This window comes from Enterococcus sp. AZ103 (assembly GCF_051714685.1).
GTDB lineage: Bacteria > Bacillota > Bacilli > Lactobacillales > Enterococcaceae > Enterococcus_A > Enterococcus_A alishanensis.
The window spans coordinates 1-19,680 of sequence record NZ_JBIOSI010000003.1; the positions used below are offsets into that span (position 1 = coordinate 1).

General features: G+C 36.3%; 21 protein-coding genes. 20 read left to right on the top strand and 1 reads right to left on the bottom strand.

Features of this window, described 5'->3' with window-relative positions:
- From ID741_RS19205 to ID741_RS19260, 12 genes are all read left to right on the top strand, one after another.
- The coding region (locus ID741_RS19205) for an ATP-binding protein (RefSeq protein WP_438721250.1) at positions 1–2,494 on the top strand (2,494 nt) is incomplete at its 5' end.
- 56 nt (positions 2,495–2,550) lie between these two features.
- On the top strand, positions 2,551–4,407 hold the full coding sequence (locus tag ID741_RS19210) for a CD3337/EF1877 family mobilome membrane protein (RefSeq protein WP_438721251.1): 1,857 nt from the start codon (positions 2,551–2,553) through the stop codon (positions 4,405–4,407).
- A 12-nt stretch (positions 4,408–4,419) separates the two neighbouring features.
- Positions 4,420–5,571 (top strand): phage tail tip lysozyme, encoded by a 1,152-nt coding sequence (locus ID741_RS19215; protein ID WP_438721252.1) that lies wholly within the window; start codon positions 4,420–4,422, stop codon positions 5,569–5,571.
- 21 nt (positions 5,572–5,592) lie between these two features.
- A complete protein-coding gene (locus ID741_RS19220) occupies positions 5,593–6,213 on the top strand; it encodes a hypothetical protein (RefSeq protein ID WP_438721253.1) in 621 nt (206 codons plus the stop codon).
- 67 nt (positions 6,214–6,280) lie between these two features.
- Positions 6,281–6,589, top strand: a complete 309-nt coding sequence (locus tag ID741_RS19225) for a thioredoxin family protein (protein ID WP_438721254.1) — start codon at positions 6,281–6,283, stop codon at positions 6,587–6,589.
- The gene (locus ID741_RS19230) at positions 6,586–7,515 is read left to right on the top strand and encodes an LPXTG cell wall anchor domain-containing protein (protein ID WP_438721256.1); all 930 of its coding nucleotides are present in this window, start codon (positions 6,586–6,588) and stop codon (positions 7,513–7,515) included. Before ID741_RS19225 ends, ID741_RS19230 begins: the two co-directional genes overlap by 4 nt.
- 245 nt (positions 7,516–7,760) lie before the next feature.
- Positions 7,761–8,324: a hypothetical protein gene (locus tag ID741_RS19235; protein WP_438721257.1), complete on the top strand. Its 564-nt coding sequence runs from the start codon at positions 7,761–7,763 to the stop codon at positions 8,322–8,324.
- 839 nt (positions 8,325–9,163) lie between these two features.
- On the top strand, positions 9,164–9,883 hold the full coding sequence (locus ID741_RS19240; protein ID WP_438721258.1) for a hypothetical protein: 720 nt from the start codon (positions 9,164–9,166) through the stop codon (positions 9,881–9,883).
- Positions 9,884–9,893: 10 nt separating this feature from the next.
- Complete coding sequence (locus ID741_RS19245) at positions 9,894–11,963, top strand: type IV secretory system conjugative DNA transfer family protein (protein WP_438721259.1); 2,070 nt, start codon at positions 9,894–9,896, stop codon at positions 11,961–11,963.
- A gap of 35 nt (positions 11,964–11,998) precedes the next feature.
- A complete protein-coding gene (locus tag ID741_RS19250) occupies positions 11,999–12,154 on the top strand; it encodes a hypothetical protein (protein ID WP_438721260.1) in 156 nt (51 codons plus the stop codon).
- A 134-nt stretch (positions 12,155–12,288) separates the two neighbouring features.
- Positions 12,289–12,858 (top strand): hypothetical protein, encoded by a 570-nt coding sequence (locus ID741_RS19255; protein ID WP_438721261.1) that lies wholly within the window; start codon positions 12,289–12,291, stop codon positions 12,856–12,858.
- A 2-nt stretch (positions 12,859–12,860) separates the two neighbouring features.
- Positions 12,861–14,039: a hypothetical protein gene (locus ID741_RS19260; protein ID WP_438721262.1), complete on the top strand. Its 1,179-nt coding sequence runs from the start codon at positions 12,861–12,863 to the stop codon at positions 14,037–14,039.
- Between the two features lie 234 nt (positions 14,040–14,273).
- On the opposite strand, the gene ID741_RS19265 is transcribed toward ID741_RS19260, so the two are convergent.
- Positions 14,274–14,378 carry a putative holin-like toxin gene (locus ID741_RS19265; RefSeq protein ID WP_438721263.1) on the bottom strand — a complete coding sequence of 35 codons (105 nt, stop codon included), beginning with the start codon at positions 14,376–14,378 and terminating at the stop codon, positions 14,274–14,276.
- 241 nt (positions 14,379–14,619) lie between these two features.
- Here ID741_RS19265 and ID741_RS19270 point away from each other — a divergent pair, with 241 nt between their 5' ends.
- The 8 genes from ID741_RS19270 to ID741_RS19305 all read left to right on the top strand — a co-directional run bounded on the left by ID741_RS19270 (position 14,620) and on the right by ID741_RS19305 (position 19,480).
- Positions 14,620–15,039, top strand: coding sequence for a hypothetical protein (locus ID741_RS19270; protein WP_438721264.1), 420 nt, complete (start codon positions 14,620–14,622; stop codon positions 15,037–15,039).
- A gap of 404 nt (positions 15,040–15,443) precedes the next feature.
- Positions 15,444–15,938: a molecular chaperone DnaJ gene (locus ID741_RS19275; protein ID WP_438721265.1), complete on the top strand. Its 495-nt coding sequence runs from the start codon at positions 15,444–15,446 to the stop codon at positions 15,936–15,938.
- 13 nt (positions 15,939–15,951) lie between these two features.
- Complete coding sequence (locus tag ID741_RS19280) at positions 15,952–16,125, top strand: hypothetical protein (RefSeq protein ID WP_438721266.1); 174 nt, start codon at positions 15,952–15,954, stop codon at positions 16,123–16,125.
- A 10-nt stretch (positions 16,126–16,135) separates the two neighbouring features.
- A complete protein-coding gene (locus tag ID741_RS19285) occupies positions 16,136–16,465 on the top strand; it encodes a hypothetical protein (protein WP_438721267.1) in 330 nt (109 codons plus the stop codon).
- A gap of 55 nt (positions 16,466–16,520) precedes the next feature.
- On the top strand, positions 16,521–16,946 hold the full coding sequence (ssb, locus tag ID741_RS19290; RefSeq protein ID WP_438721268.1) for a single-stranded DNA-binding protein: 426 nt from the start codon (positions 16,521–16,523) through the stop codon (positions 16,944–16,946).
- A gap of 233 nt (positions 16,947–17,179) precedes the next feature.
- Complete coding sequence (locus ID741_RS19295; protein ID WP_438721269.1) at positions 17,180–17,926, top strand: DNA/RNA non-specific endonuclease; 747 nt, start codon at positions 17,180–17,182, stop codon at positions 17,924–17,926.
- Complete coding sequence (locus ID741_RS19300) at positions 17,919–18,956, top strand: hypothetical protein (protein ID WP_438721270.1); 1,038 nt, start codon at positions 17,919–17,921, stop codon at positions 18,954–18,956. The genes ID741_RS19295 and ID741_RS19300 overlap by 8 nt, the downstream gene beginning before the upstream one ends.
- Before the next feature lie 227 nt (positions 18,957–19,183).
- Entirely contained in the window at positions 19,184–19,480 is a 297-nt protein-coding gene (locus ID741_RS19305; protein WP_438721271.1) for a hypothetical protein, read from the top strand.
- Positions 19,481–19,680: the final 200 nt, after the last annotated feature.

Consider the following 19,680-nt stretch of genomic DNA (forward strand, 5'->3'; position numbering starts at 1 on the left):
GCCTTTGGTCAAGTATAAAAACCCCATTGACAGCATACATGAAAATCTTTTGTTTACGAAAGACGGTGAGTGCTGGGCGTATTATAGCTTTTCTCCGAAAAACATTCATGCAGGTAACGAAGATAAACTTAATCAGTATAAACGCAGTTTTGAAATGTTACTGGTGCGATTGGCAAAATATAAAGATTTACATTTATCTATGTTGCCGGTGGAAATGAACTTACAAGAACGCTTTGACGTTTTAGAACAGGACTATGATCCTGATATGCTAGATGTGGGACATTATTATAATCAACGAGCAATAACGGTTTTACGTGATGAGTTAGGAACAATCACGCAAAGCCGTTTTTATTTAGGGGTAAAAATCAAAAATCCTATTTTTCACACGAAGGATAGCGGATTAAAAGGAATCACAACGATTATACGTCAGATTAATAGGCGGGTCATGAAGGCACTAGGAATCGGCATGATGACCAGTGAAGAAAAAGACGCCTTCGAGGAAAAGGAAAGTGACGTAAGAGACTTATTTTATGGTATAGCCATTAATCCCTTAGAAGAAAAAGAGCTACGGTATATTTGCCGGTATAACTTCATTAGAGGGCTTCCCCATGACTACCTAACAGAAAGTAATAAGACGAAAGAAAACATTTCAGACACCTTATTAGACACTGCTAGACAACCTAGATATATCCGTATTGAGGGGGAATATGGGGAAAGTTATTGTTCCTTTATTCCCATTGAAAAAACGAAAAAAGATATTGCCAACATGGATATTTTTAGAACGGCACAGGATTTCCCTTTTCCAGTAGAAGTCCAAATGAAACTAAAAGTCTATCGTAAAAGTGACGTACAGCGAAAAGTTTCCATGACAGGAAAGCGGTTCTCAGAAACAGACGGAGAGCTTTCTGAACGTGACGAACAAGACGAAGAACTAATCACAGGGAAAAGCGATTTGAACCAGCTGAGAAATGAACTAAGCAACAAAAACACGCCATTTTTCAACTGGGTAGCTTGTTATGTGGTGACAGGTGATACAAAAGACATTTGCGCTGAACGTGCCAAAGAAGTGAAACTCAGTTTAGAACAGGAGTACCACATTGTTGGCACGCAACCAATTGCCGATCAATTGGATTTGTTTTACTTGTATTTACAAGGGGCAGATTTTAATACCATGACGGAAAATTGGATACAAAGCACGTTACCAGTAGCCATCGCCGAGTTACAATTCGGTATTTCTCAGAGATTAGGAACGTCGATTGGTCAGTATATTGGACGGATTACCAATGGTATTTATCCTGATTTAATGAGTGCCATTCAAGGGAGCCGTTTTATTGTATTAAATCACGTCTTTTTAGCGAATGAAGGGATTGCAGGTGCGGTGACTGACAGTCCCCACACTTTGATTTCAGGGCAAACAGGGAAAGGAAAGTCTTTCCTAATGAAGATAATTTTTAACTATTTATCTTTTCTTAAAGGGAAAGTTTTAATGATTGATCCAAAAAGTGAGGTTAAGAAATGGTATCAAGAAGTTTTAAAGGATGAGGAAATACGGAAGAATTATCCAATGTTTGTCAAGCTGATGGAGAGGATTCATTATGTGACGTTAGACGCTGACAAACCGGAAAATCAAGGGGTCTTAGACCCTTTGACTTTCCTAGAAGGGACAAAGGCTAAGGATACCATTTTATCTATGTTAAAACAGGTTTTCATTATTCCAGAAATACGAATTGAAAATGAAATCATGCGAATCATAGATGAACTCATGCTAGAACGCTCAGATGGTAAAAAAGTTGGTTTATATATGCTATTGAAACGCTTAGAAAATTCCGATGATGAAGATTTCTCTAGTTTTGGCGAATTTATGCGTCGCAGAGTAGAGGGTTCTATTTTAGAATTGGCTTTTTCCAATGGGAAAACAAAGGGACTAGATATGTCTAATAAGATCACCGTGCTACAAATTGAAGGATTACAGCTACCTGACCAAGAGCTAGCAAGAGAAGATATGACGGATCAAGACAAAATGAGTCTAAGCTTAATGATTCCGTTAGCGAAGTTTTGTCAAACCTTTGGTATGGCAGATAAAAACGAAAAGACCACGATTTTCTTTGATGAAGCATGGACAATCACCAAATCTCATGGAGGGAATCGACTTGTCAATGAGTTATTGAATGTAGGACGTTCTTACAACAATCAATTATATCTAGTCACCCCTAGTATAGGAGACGTCAATCAAGCTATTAGTAACTTTGGTATGATGTATTGTTTTGACGAACCACAGGAACGAGAGAGAGTCCTTGAATTTGTGGGTCTAGAAGATACGGAATACAACCGAGAATTAATGGCAGCTATGCAAAAAGGACAATGTTTCTACAAAGATATATACGGCTCAGTAGGTCAATTAAGTATCGACTGTCCTTTTGATGAATGGACGAAAGCCTTTAAAACCGTTGAAAAGAGTCACTCGGCAGAAATGGAAAGAAGCTTTGCGTCTTAACTAGAAAGGAGAGGGCGAGTATCCAGAAAAAAATTGAATTTAAACGAACCTTTCTTGTGATTTTTCTTTCCGTCTTGTTTGCCACACTCTTAAATTTTGGAACAAGTAACATCACCCTTGCAGAAAAAGATCAAATTGGTTTTGAAGTAGGGAAAACGTGGGGACAGAATCAAATAGAACTAGAAAAAAGTTATAAGAAAGCTGAATCCACTAAGAAAAAATCAGTGAGTAAGGGAGGCGTGGAATTAAAAATCAAGCAATTTCCCATGTCTCATTTTGAAGCTGTCGCCAACACTGGTAGTATCGCTCCTTATAACGGTAGTTTGTTGGCAGGGGCTAACGGTATTTTTTCTTTGAATAAATTTATCGTCAATGGCTTTGATACAGGTATTGAAATATTACAGGGGACGGACTTTTTAAGTAGTCAAATTAACACAGTAGGCAGATACACCAAGCAAATATGGAAGGCATTAGTAGATAATTTACTGGCTACAGTCTTTTCAATCTTTGTATTATTTTTCATAGTGACTGTATTTTTCAAGTTAGATGTGATCGGTGGGATTAAAATGTTGTCTACCTTTGTGGCAATCTTTGTCATTGGTAGTTTGCTTTTAAATTTCAGTGTACCGATTTTCTCAATGGTAAATGATACCAGCGTTGCTTTTGAACAAACGATATTATCCGCTGGCACGTCTCTTGTGGGACAAGTTGAATTGGGAAAAGGAGAATCCACCAAAGATACCACTGCTAGTATTATGCGGAACACTATTTTTGATGTAGGGGTCTATCGCCCTTATTTGTTAATGAACTATGGGACGACAAACATAAATGAAATTGAAGATGGCGAGAAAAAAGTAGATGAATTACTCAGTTACAATCAGACTGCAAAAGGAATCGGAAAGAAGAAAAAAGCCGTCATAGAAGAAGCAAAGGAAAATGCTTTTATGGATAAAGACGGTATCGGGATTTACCCAAAAATTGGATATGCCATATTTGCCTTGGTTTGTACGTTAGGGGTAGGGATTCCGCTACTGGCAATATCTTCTATAAGCTTATTGTCTCAGTTAATGGTGGTGATCCTATTCTTCATACTGGTGGTGAGTTTCTTTGTCAGTCTCATACCGAAGTTCCAGGACAGTTGGTTTAAACCATTAACAGGACTCATAGGTGCCATTTTTGCAAAAGGCTTAGCAGCCTTTTTTATTATGCTTGTTTATGTGGTGATTACCACTATTAATAATGCCATACCGCCAACTAGTGTTGGTAAGTATGCCAGTAATGTGGTGTTACAAATTCTTGTCTTAAATTGGCTCATGAAAAACCGTGGCATGGTGATTTCTATGTTGGTGAATCGTCAGCCAATGGGTATGGCGAACGTCATTACAGGTCAAAATGTGCAACAAAAGGCCCAACGAGCAGGTAGAGGCATTGTGCGAGATACCTTAATGATGAAACGGCTGTTAGTTGGGAATAAAAACCCTTATCCAGTAGGCGTACCTACTGGTAAGAAAAAGCCAAATGGCACAAATGAAAAAATTCCTACTAACAAGAAACCTTCAGGAAACCGAAACCCTAGCGTGGTGGTTCCAACAGGCAACCAAGCACCAAATAGTCAACAAAGACCACCATTGGAAACCAGTTATGAAACGCCTAAACAATTAGAAGCCACCAAGAAGACGCCAAATCAGACAACTTATCCGCAAACTTTGGTGATGCCTTCCAATGCGAGAGGTGGCGGAGACGAACAAACACCCGAGGCTAACAAAGCCAATCCGCCACGAGTGGTTTATGTCCCACCTTCACCAGCTAGAGGAGGAATCGACAGTGGAGAGGGTCAAGAAGAGCAACAAAATCACCCAGTCACTAAAAATAGACCAGCAAGTAATCGTGTGACTTCTAGTGCTAGGAAATAGCGAGGTGTTGCCATGAATAAAAAAGCAGGTTCTTTAAAGTGGATAGTGGGCTTATTGACTGTTATTGGTTTGATGTTTTCGCTAATCCTTGGTGGTGGTTCAGCTACAAACCAATGTGATAGTGAAAACAGTCAAAATGCCGATACTAGTATTCAAGTAGATAGTAAAAGCAAAGAAGAAAACGCCAAAGTCATTTATGACTATGTAGGGTCTCATATTGAAGGGGCGACACCGCAGGGACTAGTAGGAATGATTGCTAATTTCGAGCAGGAATCTCAATTAAATCCAGCTGCAATAGAACGTCCCAATGATCCCCTTAGTGGTCATGGCTTGGCCCAATGGACGGCAGGGCGAACAACGAATCTTAAAAACTTTGCCAGTGAAAAAGGCAAAGAGTGGTCAGACCTGGGATTACAGTTAGAATTTCTTCTTCATGAATTAAACGGCTCTGAAAAGGGCGCTGTTAGTGCCTTAAAAGTGGATAGTGTAGAAGAAGCCACAGAACAATGGCAAATAAAGTTTGAACGAGCAGGAATCCCCGCCATGGGGAATCGTTTAACATATGCCAATAAATGGTATGCCAAATTAGGTAGTAGCGATCCCGCTGCTGGCAATGCTTTATCAGTTGCCAGTGACGGCGAAGCCATTTCAAGCACTTTAGAATGTGGTTCAAGTGTAGGTGGCGCAGACGGCGATATTGTGGCAAGCGCCAGAAAATATATTGGTTGGTTCCATTATCCGAATCCCATCGCTCATAATTTAGCCATGATTGGTGGCGATCCACGAAATCCCGATAAAGAAGGGCGTACCGATTGTTCAGGCTTTGTGTGGCTGGCTTTAGAAAATGCCGACTACAAAGTGCCACCAAATATGGGGTGGTTTACTGGTTCAATGACAGCAGACGCCAGAGGAAGTCACCAGTGGTTAAATGAAGTATCTGAAGGTGAAGCCGACGCAGGGGACATAGTGATTGTGAACCAAGGAGGCGGTGCAGGTGCCAATGGCCATACAGCCGTTCTTGCCGAAAAATGGCGAGGAAAAGACACCAAAATTATTCAAATGGGAGGCAACGGCAACATTACCAATGAGGACACCTTCAATAATTCATTTTTAAGTTTATTGAATGGTGGAGATATTTGTTTTGCCAGACCAATTAAAAAGTAGACCCATCAGAAGGGAGTCATTATGGCAGTTGTAAAAAAAATATTGGTGGTGATACTGATTGGACTTTTAGGTGGGTCTGTTTATTTTAATATTCAAGCCCACCAGGAAATACAATCAAAGGAAACCACCATTTTAAAACAGAAAAAAGCCACAAAAAAAAATCTTCAATCATTGGCGACAGTGAAGGAAGAACTCATTCAAACACAATCAAAGGTTGAAGAAAAAGAGGTGGCGATCAATAATGGCGATCCCTATGCAGAAGTGAATAAAAGCTATCAAGATGTGACAAAAAATGTCTTTGATATCTTGTATAACTTTACACCAGAGAACTTCAAAGATCGTCAGGCAGAAGCGAAGAAGTATTTATCTAGTGACGTGTACGACAGTTTCTTTAATACCAATAGCCAATACGGCGATTCAAATACTGTCACGTCAGAGTTGTTAGATTTAACTATTTACAATCAATCAGTACAGGGAACCACTTTAAATGGCTTAGTGGTCCTAGTCTTTCAAAGTAATGTCGAAGGGGCAGAACCAATCAAAAATAGAGCCATTTATCAAGTTTCTTATGATACAAACGAAAATGTGTTGACCGCTATGAATATGGTAACGACAGGTTTGTCTGGTGATTTGCTTGAATAAGAGAAGAAGAGCTGCCGTTGTATGGTGTAGTCTGTTTTTGGTTTTCGTGTCTATGGTGTGTCTCGCCATGAATGGCGAACGTATCTCAAACCAGATGGAGACACAGCAAGCTATTTCGCCGAAAGTAGCCGAAAAGCAGATTCTATTTTTCTATCGACCAGATTGTGGCGATTGCCAAAAGATATTACCAATGATCACACGTCATAGCTTATTTAATCGGAATGTGACGTATATCAATATGAATATCAAGCAGAATAGAAAGTATATTCAGACTTATCATTTAACACAGGTACCAACTTTCATTAATGGAGATAACCGTTATGAAGGAATTAATAAAGACCAAATAAAAAATATATTATCGGAGGAATCACCATGAAAAAAATTATCTTAGGTACATTGTTTTCAGCAACCCTTTTAGTTGGCGGAAGCCAAAGCGTCGTTTTTGCCGAAGAAGTAACGGCAGTACCAAGAGGAGAAGTGCCAGCAGTGACACAGCCAGTGGCAGTAGCCGAAACACCAGTCCAAGCCTACACTCTACCAATCCAACCAGTAATTGCTTACACGGCAATCACGACTTATGACGATGTGGTAGACCCAACGACGCCGCCAGAAACTGGCGGAGGCGAAACACCAACAGATCCAACCACGCCACCAGAAGGCGGTGGAGAAACCGGTGGAGGCGAAACGCCAACTGATCCAACCAAGCCACCTGAAGGGGGCGGAGAAACTGGTGGAGGCGAAACGCCAACTGATCCAACCAAGCCACCTGAATTGGGCGGAGAAACTGGTGGAGGCGAAACGCCAACTAATCCAACCACGCCGCCAGAAGGAGGCGGAGAAACTGGTGGAGGCGAAACGCCAACTAATCCAACCACGCCACCAACAGAGGGAGATGGCGAAACTGGCAATAAACCAGAAAAACCAAGCAAGCCGACAGATAATGGAAATGGTGGAAATGGCGGAACCACTACGCCAACAGACGATGGCAATAATAAGCCAGTTACTACCAATCCAACGCCAACAGCACCAGTGGTAACAGAAGGCGGACAAACCATTGTTTCTACTGATAACGGCAGTCCAGTTGTACAAAATTCAGATGGCACAACAAAAACAGTGACACCTGAATCTGTCGGAGCAACCAAACAAGCCGATGGTTCATTGGTAGTAAAAGATAGCAATGGCGAGGAAAAAGTTTTGCCGAAAACAGGTAGTGCCAGCAACCAATGGACGGCAATTATGGGTAGTGCCTTCATGACATTATCTGTCATTGGCGTATTTCTAAAAAGAAAATTCAGCCTTTAATTTTGCATAAGTAACGGAATAAAAATGTCACTGGTGAAGTTTACTGGTGGCATTTTTATATTGAAAAAAGCCAATAAAGAACATGGCGAAACCGAAAAAAACCATGGTTTTTTCGGCAAACGCCATGGCGTAAGTGCAATAAAGCTGAATTAACAGCAATAAACACAAGCCATTACGCTAAAAAAGCCAATGGCTTTTTATGGCTTTAAGCCATAAAAAAACAGATGAATAAAGAAGGTGAAATATTGGCTGATGTAAGACTTTCCGATTTTGCCAAAAAAATGGACATGACTTCGCCTGAATTAAGAGAACTTTTAACAGAAGAAGAAAGCCCAATGGCAATTGTAAAAAAGAAAAATAGGCTCTTTCTTACTGATGAAGGACAAAATTTAATTATGGAACGAGCAGGAAAGGAAATTGTCCCAGTAGAAAAGGAAGCCAACACGTCAGGAAAAGAAGATGATCTAATAAAAACGATTCAAGAAACGCTCAAAGAAAAGGACAATCAGATTGACAGGCTACAAACCTTATTAAATCAACAACAACAGCTTAACGCCAAAGACAAGGAATTGTTCGCAGAGCTGAGGCAACAACCCTTAATTGAAGATTCTAGTAGTCAAGATGAAATTGATTCTTTAGAAAAAAAGGTTCAGGAGCAACAACTTTACATTGAAAAACTGGAAAAGGAAAACCAAGCACTAGAAGAAATGAACCAAGAATGGTCAGATCAGTACGACAAACTAGAATATACCTATCTATTGAGTCAAGAGCAAAAGAAGAATCGCTTTGGCAAAAAGAACAAAAATTAAATAGCCTTCGGCGTTGCCGAAAGGCGAAAATGGTTCTTTTTTTTCTCTTTTTTTAGGGGGGGAGACTGAGGGGGAGACAGGGGGGGAGCGCTCCCCCCCAGCCACTGCCAAGAAACGGCAGTCTTACAACATTTTCTAATATCCTCCGACCGAGACCCCAATCAAACAACGTAAACTTATTTTTAATTGGGGTCTCGGTCGGAGGATAAAGAAAAAGTAAGTAAGTAGAGTAAGTAATAAATAACATAATAATAGAGGGAGGAGGAGAGAGAGAAGAAGAAAAGAGAAAAGAGAAAAGAGCAACAACTACCCCTTGCGATGGACGCCCCTTCACCAAATCTTGAAGGGGCTATCGCAACAACCTCCTGAATCCCCCACCAAACCTTGGGGGACTGAAGGTCAAGAGCAAAGTCAAAACCGCCCCCTTTAAAAAGCGGGCACGTAAATTCTAGTAGTAACTAGCATAAACCGCTAGTTACGGTGACAGCTGTAAACAATCATTTAATTCATGGTAGGTTGATGATCTTAATTTGTGTAAAAAAACAACAACCCCCTGAATCCCCCACCAAACCTTGGGGGACTGAAGGTCAAGAGCAAAGTCAAAACCGCCCCCTTTAAAAAGCGGGCACGTAAATTCTAGTAGTAACTAGCATAAACCGCTAGTTACGGTGACAGCTGTAAACAATCATTTAATTCATGGTAGGTTGATGATCTTAATTTGTGTAAAAAAACAACAACCCCCTGAATCCCCCACCAAACCTTGGGGGACTGAAAGTCAAAAGCAAAGTCAAAACCGTCCCCTTTAAAAAGCGGACACGTAAATTTTCAAATAGGAGAAGGTGATTAATATTGCAACACAAGCATTGAGTACTAAACGATTTGAATTGTTGCGATTAATTGACCGATTCGGTGTAATGACAAGAAAACATGCCACTCATTTTATGACATACAGTAAAAATAATTTAGATGCAGCATTATATGAATTGGTTGAATTGAATTTGATTCATTCTTATCAATTTAAGAATGCCAATGTTTACTATATCACCAAAAATGGTAGTCGTTTGGTTGGTTTAATCAATTTCGGCTATGTGAAATCTGAAAGTAAGACGCCTTACCTTCCAACATTGGAACATGATTTATTAGTGGTTGATTGTGTGATTCAAGAATTGTTTGATATTCGCCAGTCATTAGGTGAGGCAGTGCCATTGAAAATAATCACAGAAAGAGAATTGTTGGCAAATAAATTCTTGTCTATTGATTTTTCACAACAAACGAAAAAACAAATTCGACGTATCAAAATGAACGAAACAAGAAGGATTCCAGATTTTCTTATTGAATTTCCCTTGGAGGGGGAAATTCTTACCAATGCTTACGAGGTGGAATTAACTAGAAAATCAAAACAGGCTTTAATGGCTAAGCTTAATTGGTTGCGACAAATGCAGGTACAAGGAAACTACAATCAAGTCGTTTACTTTTTCAAAGATTATTCCGTAGAAAGTTTTGTGACAACCAGTAGCCATCAATTAAATATGACAATCATATGTAAAACAATTCAATAGGAGGGAAAACATGTCATTCAGTGATGAAATCGATCAGATATTTTTTAATTTAGGTAATTCAGTAGACGAACGTTTCAAGGGAAACCGACAAAATGACCCTAAAGGTAAAGACCCTTATTTTGTCATTAAGTTATTCTTATTGATCATGTTTTTAACAGCATTAATCAATATTCCAGTGTTCATTATTAGTGGGGTCTTTTTTGGTGTTTTTTTCTTTTTAAAGAAAAAAACACTTCCTTACACGCTGTCTTTTATCAGTTTTATAGGCTTTGTCGCAACAATTGTTACATGGGGTTATCGAGACTTTCTCCAATTTTTCGCTATTTGGCGAAAAATGTTGCCAAAAGTAGTAGGATTTGCGGAAGCTCACCTTCAAAAGGGGATTCCTTTTGAAGTCAATCGCCATACAATTGTTATGACGATTTTACTAGCGATTACCTACGCAGGGATTAGCTACTATATGTTTAATCGACTGAAAGTGAATTGGTTTACCTATGAAAAAGAGGAAAAAGAACAACAATATTTAGACAGCGATAAATATAAAAGAATTGAAAAAAATATGGGAAAAATTCTACAAAAAACGCAACAGGAATATCGCAAAAACAATATTCATTCCAACCTTTATCAGAACGTGCTATTAGGGAATGATATTCATGCAAAACCAGTCCTATTTCCCATCGCTAATTTTTTCACTCATACGCTTGTTCAAGGGACAACAGGAACAGGGAAAACCTACATGCTTTACAATCTGATGGAAGCAGGTTTAAAAGAAGGTCTAGGGGCTTTATTTGTAGATGGGAAAGGCGATCCAAAAACTGTCAGAGAAATTAAGAAGCTGACAGAGAAATACGGAAAAAAACTGTATGTTTTTTCTGACAAAGCCAGTGATTCTCCTGACGGTCATTTATGGAATTATAATCCAGTCATGTATGGGAAACCCACTGCTATTACAGATAGGTTAATGGCTGTAATGGATTGGAGCGAGTCATTCTATGAAAATGAAAGTAAAAATATGTTGCAACAGATTATCCTGTTTTTACAAGAATACATTGAAATAGAAAAGACCCATGAACATAGACCAGTTCAAGGGGAACCCTTAGCAATGAATTTAGAAACCATTCACCGATTTTTAGATTTACCTGAGTTAGCCAATTATCTTTTTAATGAACAATCAGAAGATATTATTGTTCGTAATTATGTTGTACCTGAAACAACGGAAGGCGAAAGCACCACAACGAAAGCAACCATTGTGAATCCCACAGAGAAAAAAAATACAGTTTATCAAAAATATATTCGCATGTTTTTCTATCGTGATGATTTAGACCCAGAATTTATTGAAACACTGAAAGAAGAACGTTCAAATCAATCTAAATTAATTCAAGGATTGCGGACACAGTTAGAACAGCTTATTTACTCTGACTTTGGACAACGTTTTACCTATAAAGAAAATCATACGTTAGATATTGAAAAAATTATCAAAGATGGTGACGTAGTTGTGTTTTCCCTTGATAGCAATAACTACAATAGTTTTATTCCAGTTATAGGACGATTTATTATTGCAGATAGCGCCTATGTCACAACAACTCTTTATGGAAATACAGAAAATTTCAAAGGGGTCTTAGGCATATTTGATGAGTTCGGCGCTTATGGAACAGACAACATTTTAGATATTTTATCACGAGCTAGAAGTGCGTTATTTGGTGCTATATTAGGCATTCAATCTATTAGTGATCTAGCCAATAAACGAAGGAACATTGATATTAAAGAACAGACCATTGATAACTGTAATCTCTTTATCTTAGGCAGAACAAACAGCGATGAAAATGCAGAAAAAATCGTTAATATTATTGGTACCCATAAGGATATTGACCGAACTGTCATGACGGAAAATCAACTAGGTAGTTTGACACGTTTTGAAACCAAAGGGGAACGTGGGACAGTGAGAAAGGTCAATAAATTCAATTTTAGTCCTGATGAAATAAAAGAGTTACCAAATTATCAATTTTATTATCTTAACAAAAATCTGAAAGAAAATAATAGGGGGAAAGTCTTCTCTAGGAATGTCTTTGAAGGGTTATAAATCAAGCGTCAGACACAAAGAAGGACACAATACACATGGAAGAAGAAATAGCAGAACTAGAAGCAAAATTGGAAAGCCGACAACTTGATCATTTTTACGCAGATAGTTGGGAGCAGGCAGTACAAATTTCTGAAGACATTGAAAAGATACAAGCTGAATTGAAGGCGGTGAAGGAGCTTCATAACAAATAATTGTTAGAAACTCTTTTTTGTCACCACCACACGCCGACCGCCTCCACTGTTTAGGTGGTGACAAAAAAGCTGGCAAAGCCAGTAGTAGAAACATTTTAACTTGATTTTCTTAAATAAAATTGGAGGAAAAACAAATGCTAAAACAAAAGGAAATAACGATTCCCGATTTTGAAGAGGTGACACAAGTTTCACTTCGGGAAGTCACAGAAATTTTTGAGATTGAAGACCATAATTTGATAGAACTCTATTCTACAGAAATTCAGTACATGGAACAGTACCTTCGAGCTATTTTTTACTACCCTGATTCATGGGAAAAAGAAATCATGGAAATTGGCTCATTACAATTGTTCAAAGATAGTGACTTCATAGATATATCAGAATTTCTTTCAGAAAAAGATAAACCGTATAGTCTGTTGTCAAAAGTCCGTGAATCTACCCCACAAATCCTTATAGTTAATTCTGAAAAACTATTAGAAAAAAATAACCTTGAATTATTGTCAGATATTGCATGTAGTGCAACTGAGTCAAGGATAATAATATTTATGACTATTGGGACAAAAGCAGAAATTTTACCTTTTGTGAACTTCGCACAAGTGAGAAGTCAATCTCTATCAGACATTGTTCATTATAGGAACATTCACGATTGTGACGTTTCGTTAATAGAACAATTTTGTCGGCGTTTTCATTATAATTTCATGATATAATTATGGAAAACAGATTAGCCGGTGAATTCATGGTAGAAAAATTTTACGCATATTATAAAGGAACCAGAATAGATGCATATGAAGGAAGACGCAAGAAATTAAGGCGAGAAATTACAACAAAACCAGTTAGTAAAGCAGAACTATTCGATTCCCTTATCGAAAACGATAGGTACCCAGTCATGCCTGTAAAAGGTAGGGGAGTTGATGGCTTACCCTATTTTTCTTATTATCGAGATCAAGGACCACGTGGTGAACGATTAGACGGCAAAGGTGGCAAAGAAACTCTAGCGCATTCATTATTTCAAGATGTATTTTTACTTCTACCAAAGTTTAAATTAAAAGATAATTTAGATGAAGTAATAATTACTATAGACACAGTTACTGTTGATCTAAGAAAATGGATAGACGAGAAACATTATTATGTTATTGAAGTCATGTATCGACTAGAGGAAACAAAACCTTATAGTTATTACTATAAGTGGAATGGCAGCTTAGCTTTTGAAATATCAGTTACTACCGAACTTTCGAAAGAAAAAATAGAATATTTGTCAAATTTAGGAATACAAATTTGCGAGTTTACTGTCTCAGATAAAGTTGTATCTAAACTAAGAGTTGTAGAAAATGAGATAAGTGCTAAATCAAAGCAGGCTTTTAATCGTGCTATCGAAGAAAATAAAAAAATGGAAGAAGCAGAGCTTTTGGCTTTGAACGTGGAACAGTCCATTTATTCAAAATATGTCCGAGAGTATTACGAGAATTACCGCTACAATAATACTGAAATAGAGGCTATTATTTTAGGTAATGTCAATACAAAGGAAGAATGGAAGGACAAATACGCTATCATGAAAAATTTCGAACAACAGGAAAATGAAATGAAGAGAAGGATAGAACAAGCTCGTAAAGAATTAGGAACTTTAACTAGTTTAAAAAAAAGCCATATTAATGATATAAAAAAGTTGGAACAAGATAAAAATGAAATTTCCGTTGAAATTAATGAAATGGAAAATAAGGTAGCAAGTTATAAAGAATTAAATAAAGTAAATACAGCGTTGAAATCGACTTTGAAACAATTAGAGGAAGACAAAGATGATTTAACTACTCAAAATGAAAAACTTACCAATGATTTAAAAAATGAAAAACAAAAGACAATATGGGAAAAGGTTTTTAAAAAAAATAAATAAACTAATTTTACTTTTAATTGGAATCTTTTTTTCTATTATAAACCTACTATTCTTGTTACTTATGTGAACAGGCAAAGCCAGTGGTGGAAACATTTTAACTCGATTTTTTTATCAAATATGGTATAATGAAATAGAAAAGAGACGTTGCGATAACAACGTCCCTTTAGACAGCACCGTTAAAGACGGTAGTAGGTTAATAACTAAAAAGTAGTCGTCCCTCGCTAAAGTTGACGGCTATTTTTTGTCTTTATCGTTGGTAATTGCTAGAATGCCAAAGATGATAGTTGCGATTAAAGAACCGAAACTAAGCATTAGCCCTAGCGCTGACTCAACAGGCAAAAGGTTTCTCCTTTCTTTAGATTTAGTGGTTACATTCATATGCACCACCTCACTTTCGATTGGATAAACCACCGTCATTAAACTTTACTGTCATAAATATTATACCATATAAAACCAGTTAGAACCTTATTGAATAAGGATTTTAACTGGTTTTTTCTATGCAAAATAGACGAGTTTCTTCCTTCGCTCCAACCGCCACCGCCGCTACGTCAGAAACATTTTAGGTGGAAAGGAACATTATATGAATCATTATTATTTAGACAATCTCAATAAAGAAACATTCAAAATTGGAGAGAAATCGGTAACTATCGAAAATCCAAATGTTTATTTTCCAGAGTTAAACACAGAAGATAAAACAGAAGAATTGGAATTTTTTCTAATAAGCAATTTGAAAAATTACAGACAAGCCTTTATTGAATTGGCAGAAGCTTCAAATCACGTAGAAGATCGCATAAAAAATCTGCAAGATTTATCGGAACAAAAAGAGATCATTCAACTATATCTTGTTAGGAATAAAGCAACAGTCATAGCTGAACAAACAGGTATTAGCTACCAAACCATTCGTAAACTTCAAAATAATTCGAGATTCATTACACGTATAACTTTTAAGCACTTTAAAGCTTTACTAGAGTTTGCCTACAAATCAGTAACAAAACCTTAGTTCAAAAGATAAAGTCAAAAGCCAGTTCAAGGTCAAGACCCAAATTTCAACCCGATTTTCTTTCACTTTTGATCTGAAATTGTATAGATCATTTCGTAAAAAACGCTTATCACCCACGGCGAAGCCAACTTCTACACGAAAATAACCTGAAAGAAAAGGGGCGTAAATAAATTGAAACCCACAATTTTTTTACTACAGCACTCCCTTTTATTTAAGAACATTTTAGTGTTTAACGAAGTCACGCCGAGGATGACAAGCAATACGAAATGACCTATACAAATAAAATTCAGATGCACAAATTTTAAGTTCAGAAAAATTGAAATTTAAAATCAAAACCTTCCGCCTCCGGAATCGTGCAAACGAAATGGGTTTCAAAAAAAATCAGAGTGAAAGAAGGAATTGACATGGCTACTTATATCAAAGATGTTGAAACGTTGGAAGAATTGAAACAAGTTTATAAAAAGTTAGCTTTGAAGCACCATCCCGATTGTGGCGGAGATGAAGAAGTGATGAAAATTATCAATAATGAATACGATTCACTTTTTGAAAAACTGAAACATATTCATAAAAATAAAGACAATGTATTTTATGAAAAAGAAACCACAGAAACCCCCGAAGAATGGCGAGAAATCATTTCGCAATTGTTAAATCTGAAAATGCAAAATGTCCTTATCGAAGTGATTGGCTCTTTCTTATGGGTCACAGGTGAAACCAAACCTTATAAAGAAGAATTAAAAGCGTTAGGTCTCAAATGGGGCAACAAAAAGAAAGCTTGGTATTTGTCCCCTAAAGGTTATAAGCGACATGGTAAAAAAGATTATGACATGAATAAAATACGCAATATGTACGGCAGCCAAACAGTTAAAAACTATTCGCAAAAACAACTAAAAGAAGCATAGGGGGACAAAATTTATGAGTAGACCATTGACAGTAATTATCAAGCAACAAGCAGAAGTTGAACACCAAAAAATTAGTAGCGCAATCATTCAAAATGATTGCGACTACTTAAAAAATAAATATGGTTCAAAAGAAAAAGCAGAAAGTCGACTACAAAAATTAGAGGAGTTCTTAAATTATGGGAAATGAGGTGCTTAGTATGAGTGAGACAGTACAAGAAATGACCGTCTATCAGTTGCAATCAGTATTTGAATATAAAGGCGTAGCTTTTCCTGATATTAAAGAGGTCGTTACTTTAGACCTACTAGAAGAAGAAAACGCCTTAGAGATTTTAGTGAATTATGAAGGGAGTGACACTCGCTTAATTATCGCAAAAGAGAGCTTAGAAAAAATGATTGACCTTGCAACTGGTAAAGAACATTTCGGACATTGTGAAAATTGTCAAAAAATTCTCTATGAAATGCCCGAACAGTACGGCGTAGGTTACTTATGCCACAGTTGTGCCTATCAAGAAATAAACTATAAATAATGGAATCAATAGCAACACCCACAAAAAAATTAGAAAAAGAAAGTAGGAAATAAACATGATTAAAGTTACAGGAGTAGGACGTTTGACGAAAGACGCAGATTTAAGATACACAACAAAAGGGACACCAGTAGCAAGCTTTACAGTAGCTTGCGACCGTTCTTATATTGGTAAAGATGGGAAAAAAGAAACCACCTTTGTCCGTTGTATTTTATGGGGCAAAATTGCGGTATCTTTTTCAGAATATGCAAAAAAAGGCACATTGATTAGTTTCGACGGTGAATTAAGCACTCGTCAATATGAAGACCAACAAAAGACAACTAAATATGTAACAGAGGTGATTGTTGCTAGCTTCCAATATTTAGAAACTAAAGCAGCTGCCGAAAGCAGAAAAAATAATCAGTCTCAGCAACAAACACAAGGTAGTAACGATCCATATAATGACGGTGCAATTGACATTTCAGATGATGATATTCCATTTTAAAAACGATTTAAAAGGGGGAATTCCCCCCTTTTTATTTTTTAACTTTCAAGTAAAGGAGAACAACAATGATTTACTCAATAATATTTTTAGTCATAGTATTTATTTGGTTCATTCTTAATTTTACAAAGTGGAGTAGAGAAAATATGAGTGCCTCCGCTAGAATAATTGTATCCGTTCTATTTTGTATATTAGCCGCAGCAAATCTATTCTTAAAATAATCGGGGAGAAAAAACATGAGAAAAAGAAAAGGTTTGTTAGGTGGTGCGATCCCCATTATTATTGCTCTGATTGCATGGGGTAGTCACTACTCAGACACAGAACAGACACCTGAAAATCAGACAAACACAATTAGCACTACTGAGATTAGCAATTCAACAATGAATCAAGACGCCGTTAATTTAGACTATGACGGTACGAACAAAGTTGTCACTATAAATAATAATCAACCGAGTTTCAATCAAGATGATTTATCTTTAACAAATGGATCGTGGCAAACATTCACAGACCTAGACAACTTAAATCGTGTTGGTGTTGCAAATGCGTTGTTAAGTCAGGATTTAATGCCGACAGAAGAAAGAGGCGATATCTCGTCAGTCTATCCGACAGGTTGGAAGCAAAAAAAGCTATCTAATGGGAAATGGTTATATAATCGGTCACATTTAGTTGGCTATCAGCTCACAGGAGAAAATGACAACTGGAAGAACCTTTTTACTGGGACAGAACAAATGAACCAAGAAACCATGGTACAATATGAGAATCAAGTAGCAGAGTATCTAAGACAGACGAAAAATCATGTACGGTATCGTGTGACGCCTTATTTCAAAGACAATGAGTTACTTTGTCGTGGGGTGCAAATGGAAGCGCAAAGCGTGGAAGATAGCACGATCAGTTACAATGTATTTATCTATAATGTGGAAGATGGTTATACGTTGGACTATGTTACTGGAAATATTGGGCGAGGGAGTCACATATATGAATAATAGTTTCCTTTTAAAAAGTCATATCGAAAATAGGACAGGAGTTAAGCAAAGTGGATATTTTTCTTTTCAATTTGATCTCCCTTTTCAATTACCGCTATTTGATAAAGTACAACTTGGTACTATCAGTGAAAGAAAAATACTAATGAGTAGAAATAATCATGTTGAAACAAATAAAGGGAAAAGATATTTTTCTACTATTGAAGTCGTTACTATGTTGATATCACCTAACAAAATTAGTATATCAAACGAATATTTAAAAGAAAATTTTTCAAAATCTATAGAATATTTGAATTATTGTATTACTTGTTTTATAAGAGTACTTGGTCCAGAATATTCTGAATTGAGAGAAATTACTAAACAAGATATACCAAAAAAAATCCAATATTTCTATATAAATTCCCGTTCAATAAGAGAAGATAGAATAGTTACAGATTGGTTTAATTTTAAGTACAGAGACTCAGGGGAAGTCAATGAAAAACCTCTTATCGGTGCGCAAGTTAGAGAAGTGGCTAATTATGTTGAAAATGCACATGAAGATCCTTTTTTTAACATTTTAAAATATCTTGATAGGGCAAATTATGCTCAAAGAAATGGTTATTATCAGGAAGCAATTATTCATTTGGGGACATTTATGGAAATGTTTCTTTACAAAATTACACAAATGCTTATGACTAACAAAAAGAAACCAAATGCAAAGATCAGTAATATAATGAATAGCTCTAATTTTGGAAATATACTGGACACTCAATTTTCAAGTATATTTAATGAATACGGAGTTGTATATGACAGACGTAAAGCAGGTAACAATCTTTATGAATATTGGGATATTGTATATCAATTACGTTGTGCTGTCGTTCATGAAGGAAAACACGTAAATCAAGAAGATACCTTAAAAGCATTTAGAATTTCTTTGCGCTTCGTAGTTGATATTGTCAGAAATCTTCAAGAAAATTATTTTGACAAAAAAATTTATGATTTTTCTAAATTTATAAAGTATTCACCTAAATCTATTTTGGATTATGAACTATAAATATAACATGACTCTAGAAGTGTTACTTATGGGTATACCCACAGGTATCACTCTTGTTTTTTGAAAATACTATCATATCAAACTATTTTAATATCAAGTAGTGTTACTTTTAAATGGTAATTAAATGAACTCTAGTTATGATTAGACATAAAACGTATTTGAGCCTATTATTAAAGTAAATAAAATGAATAGAGTTAAATGTCTCTTTTAAAGAAGGATTGAGGACTATGAAAACAAGTACTAAAATCGGACTTGGTGTGCTAACTATTGCTGGTACGTATGCCACAATTAATTGTTCAGAAAAAATATTAGGCAAATTTGAACGTGAAGTGACTCGCTACAAGACAAAAAAAGTTGTCAAAGAAAAATTTAATGGGAATGAAAAACTATTAAATATTGTTGATGATTTATCTGATAATGAATTAAACTCACTTAATCAAATCGTTAAAAACATTAAAATTAGCCGAGAAAAAATTAATGATATGGGAAAGAAAATAAAAGATAGTGCGGGAATTAGACTGTAACCGAAAATTGTTAATTTCTTTGGATTAGATTAATCTACTCCATTTTTTTATTTTATTTGTTGTTAATCGCTTGCCAAGTATTTGGCTTTTTTTGCAAGTTCTTAAAATAAAAGATAAATATCACGATTCAGTTAAAAAACATCCAAATAATTAATTTGAAAAGCTATACTTTCAATTTGTCAATTCGTTTAAGAAACATT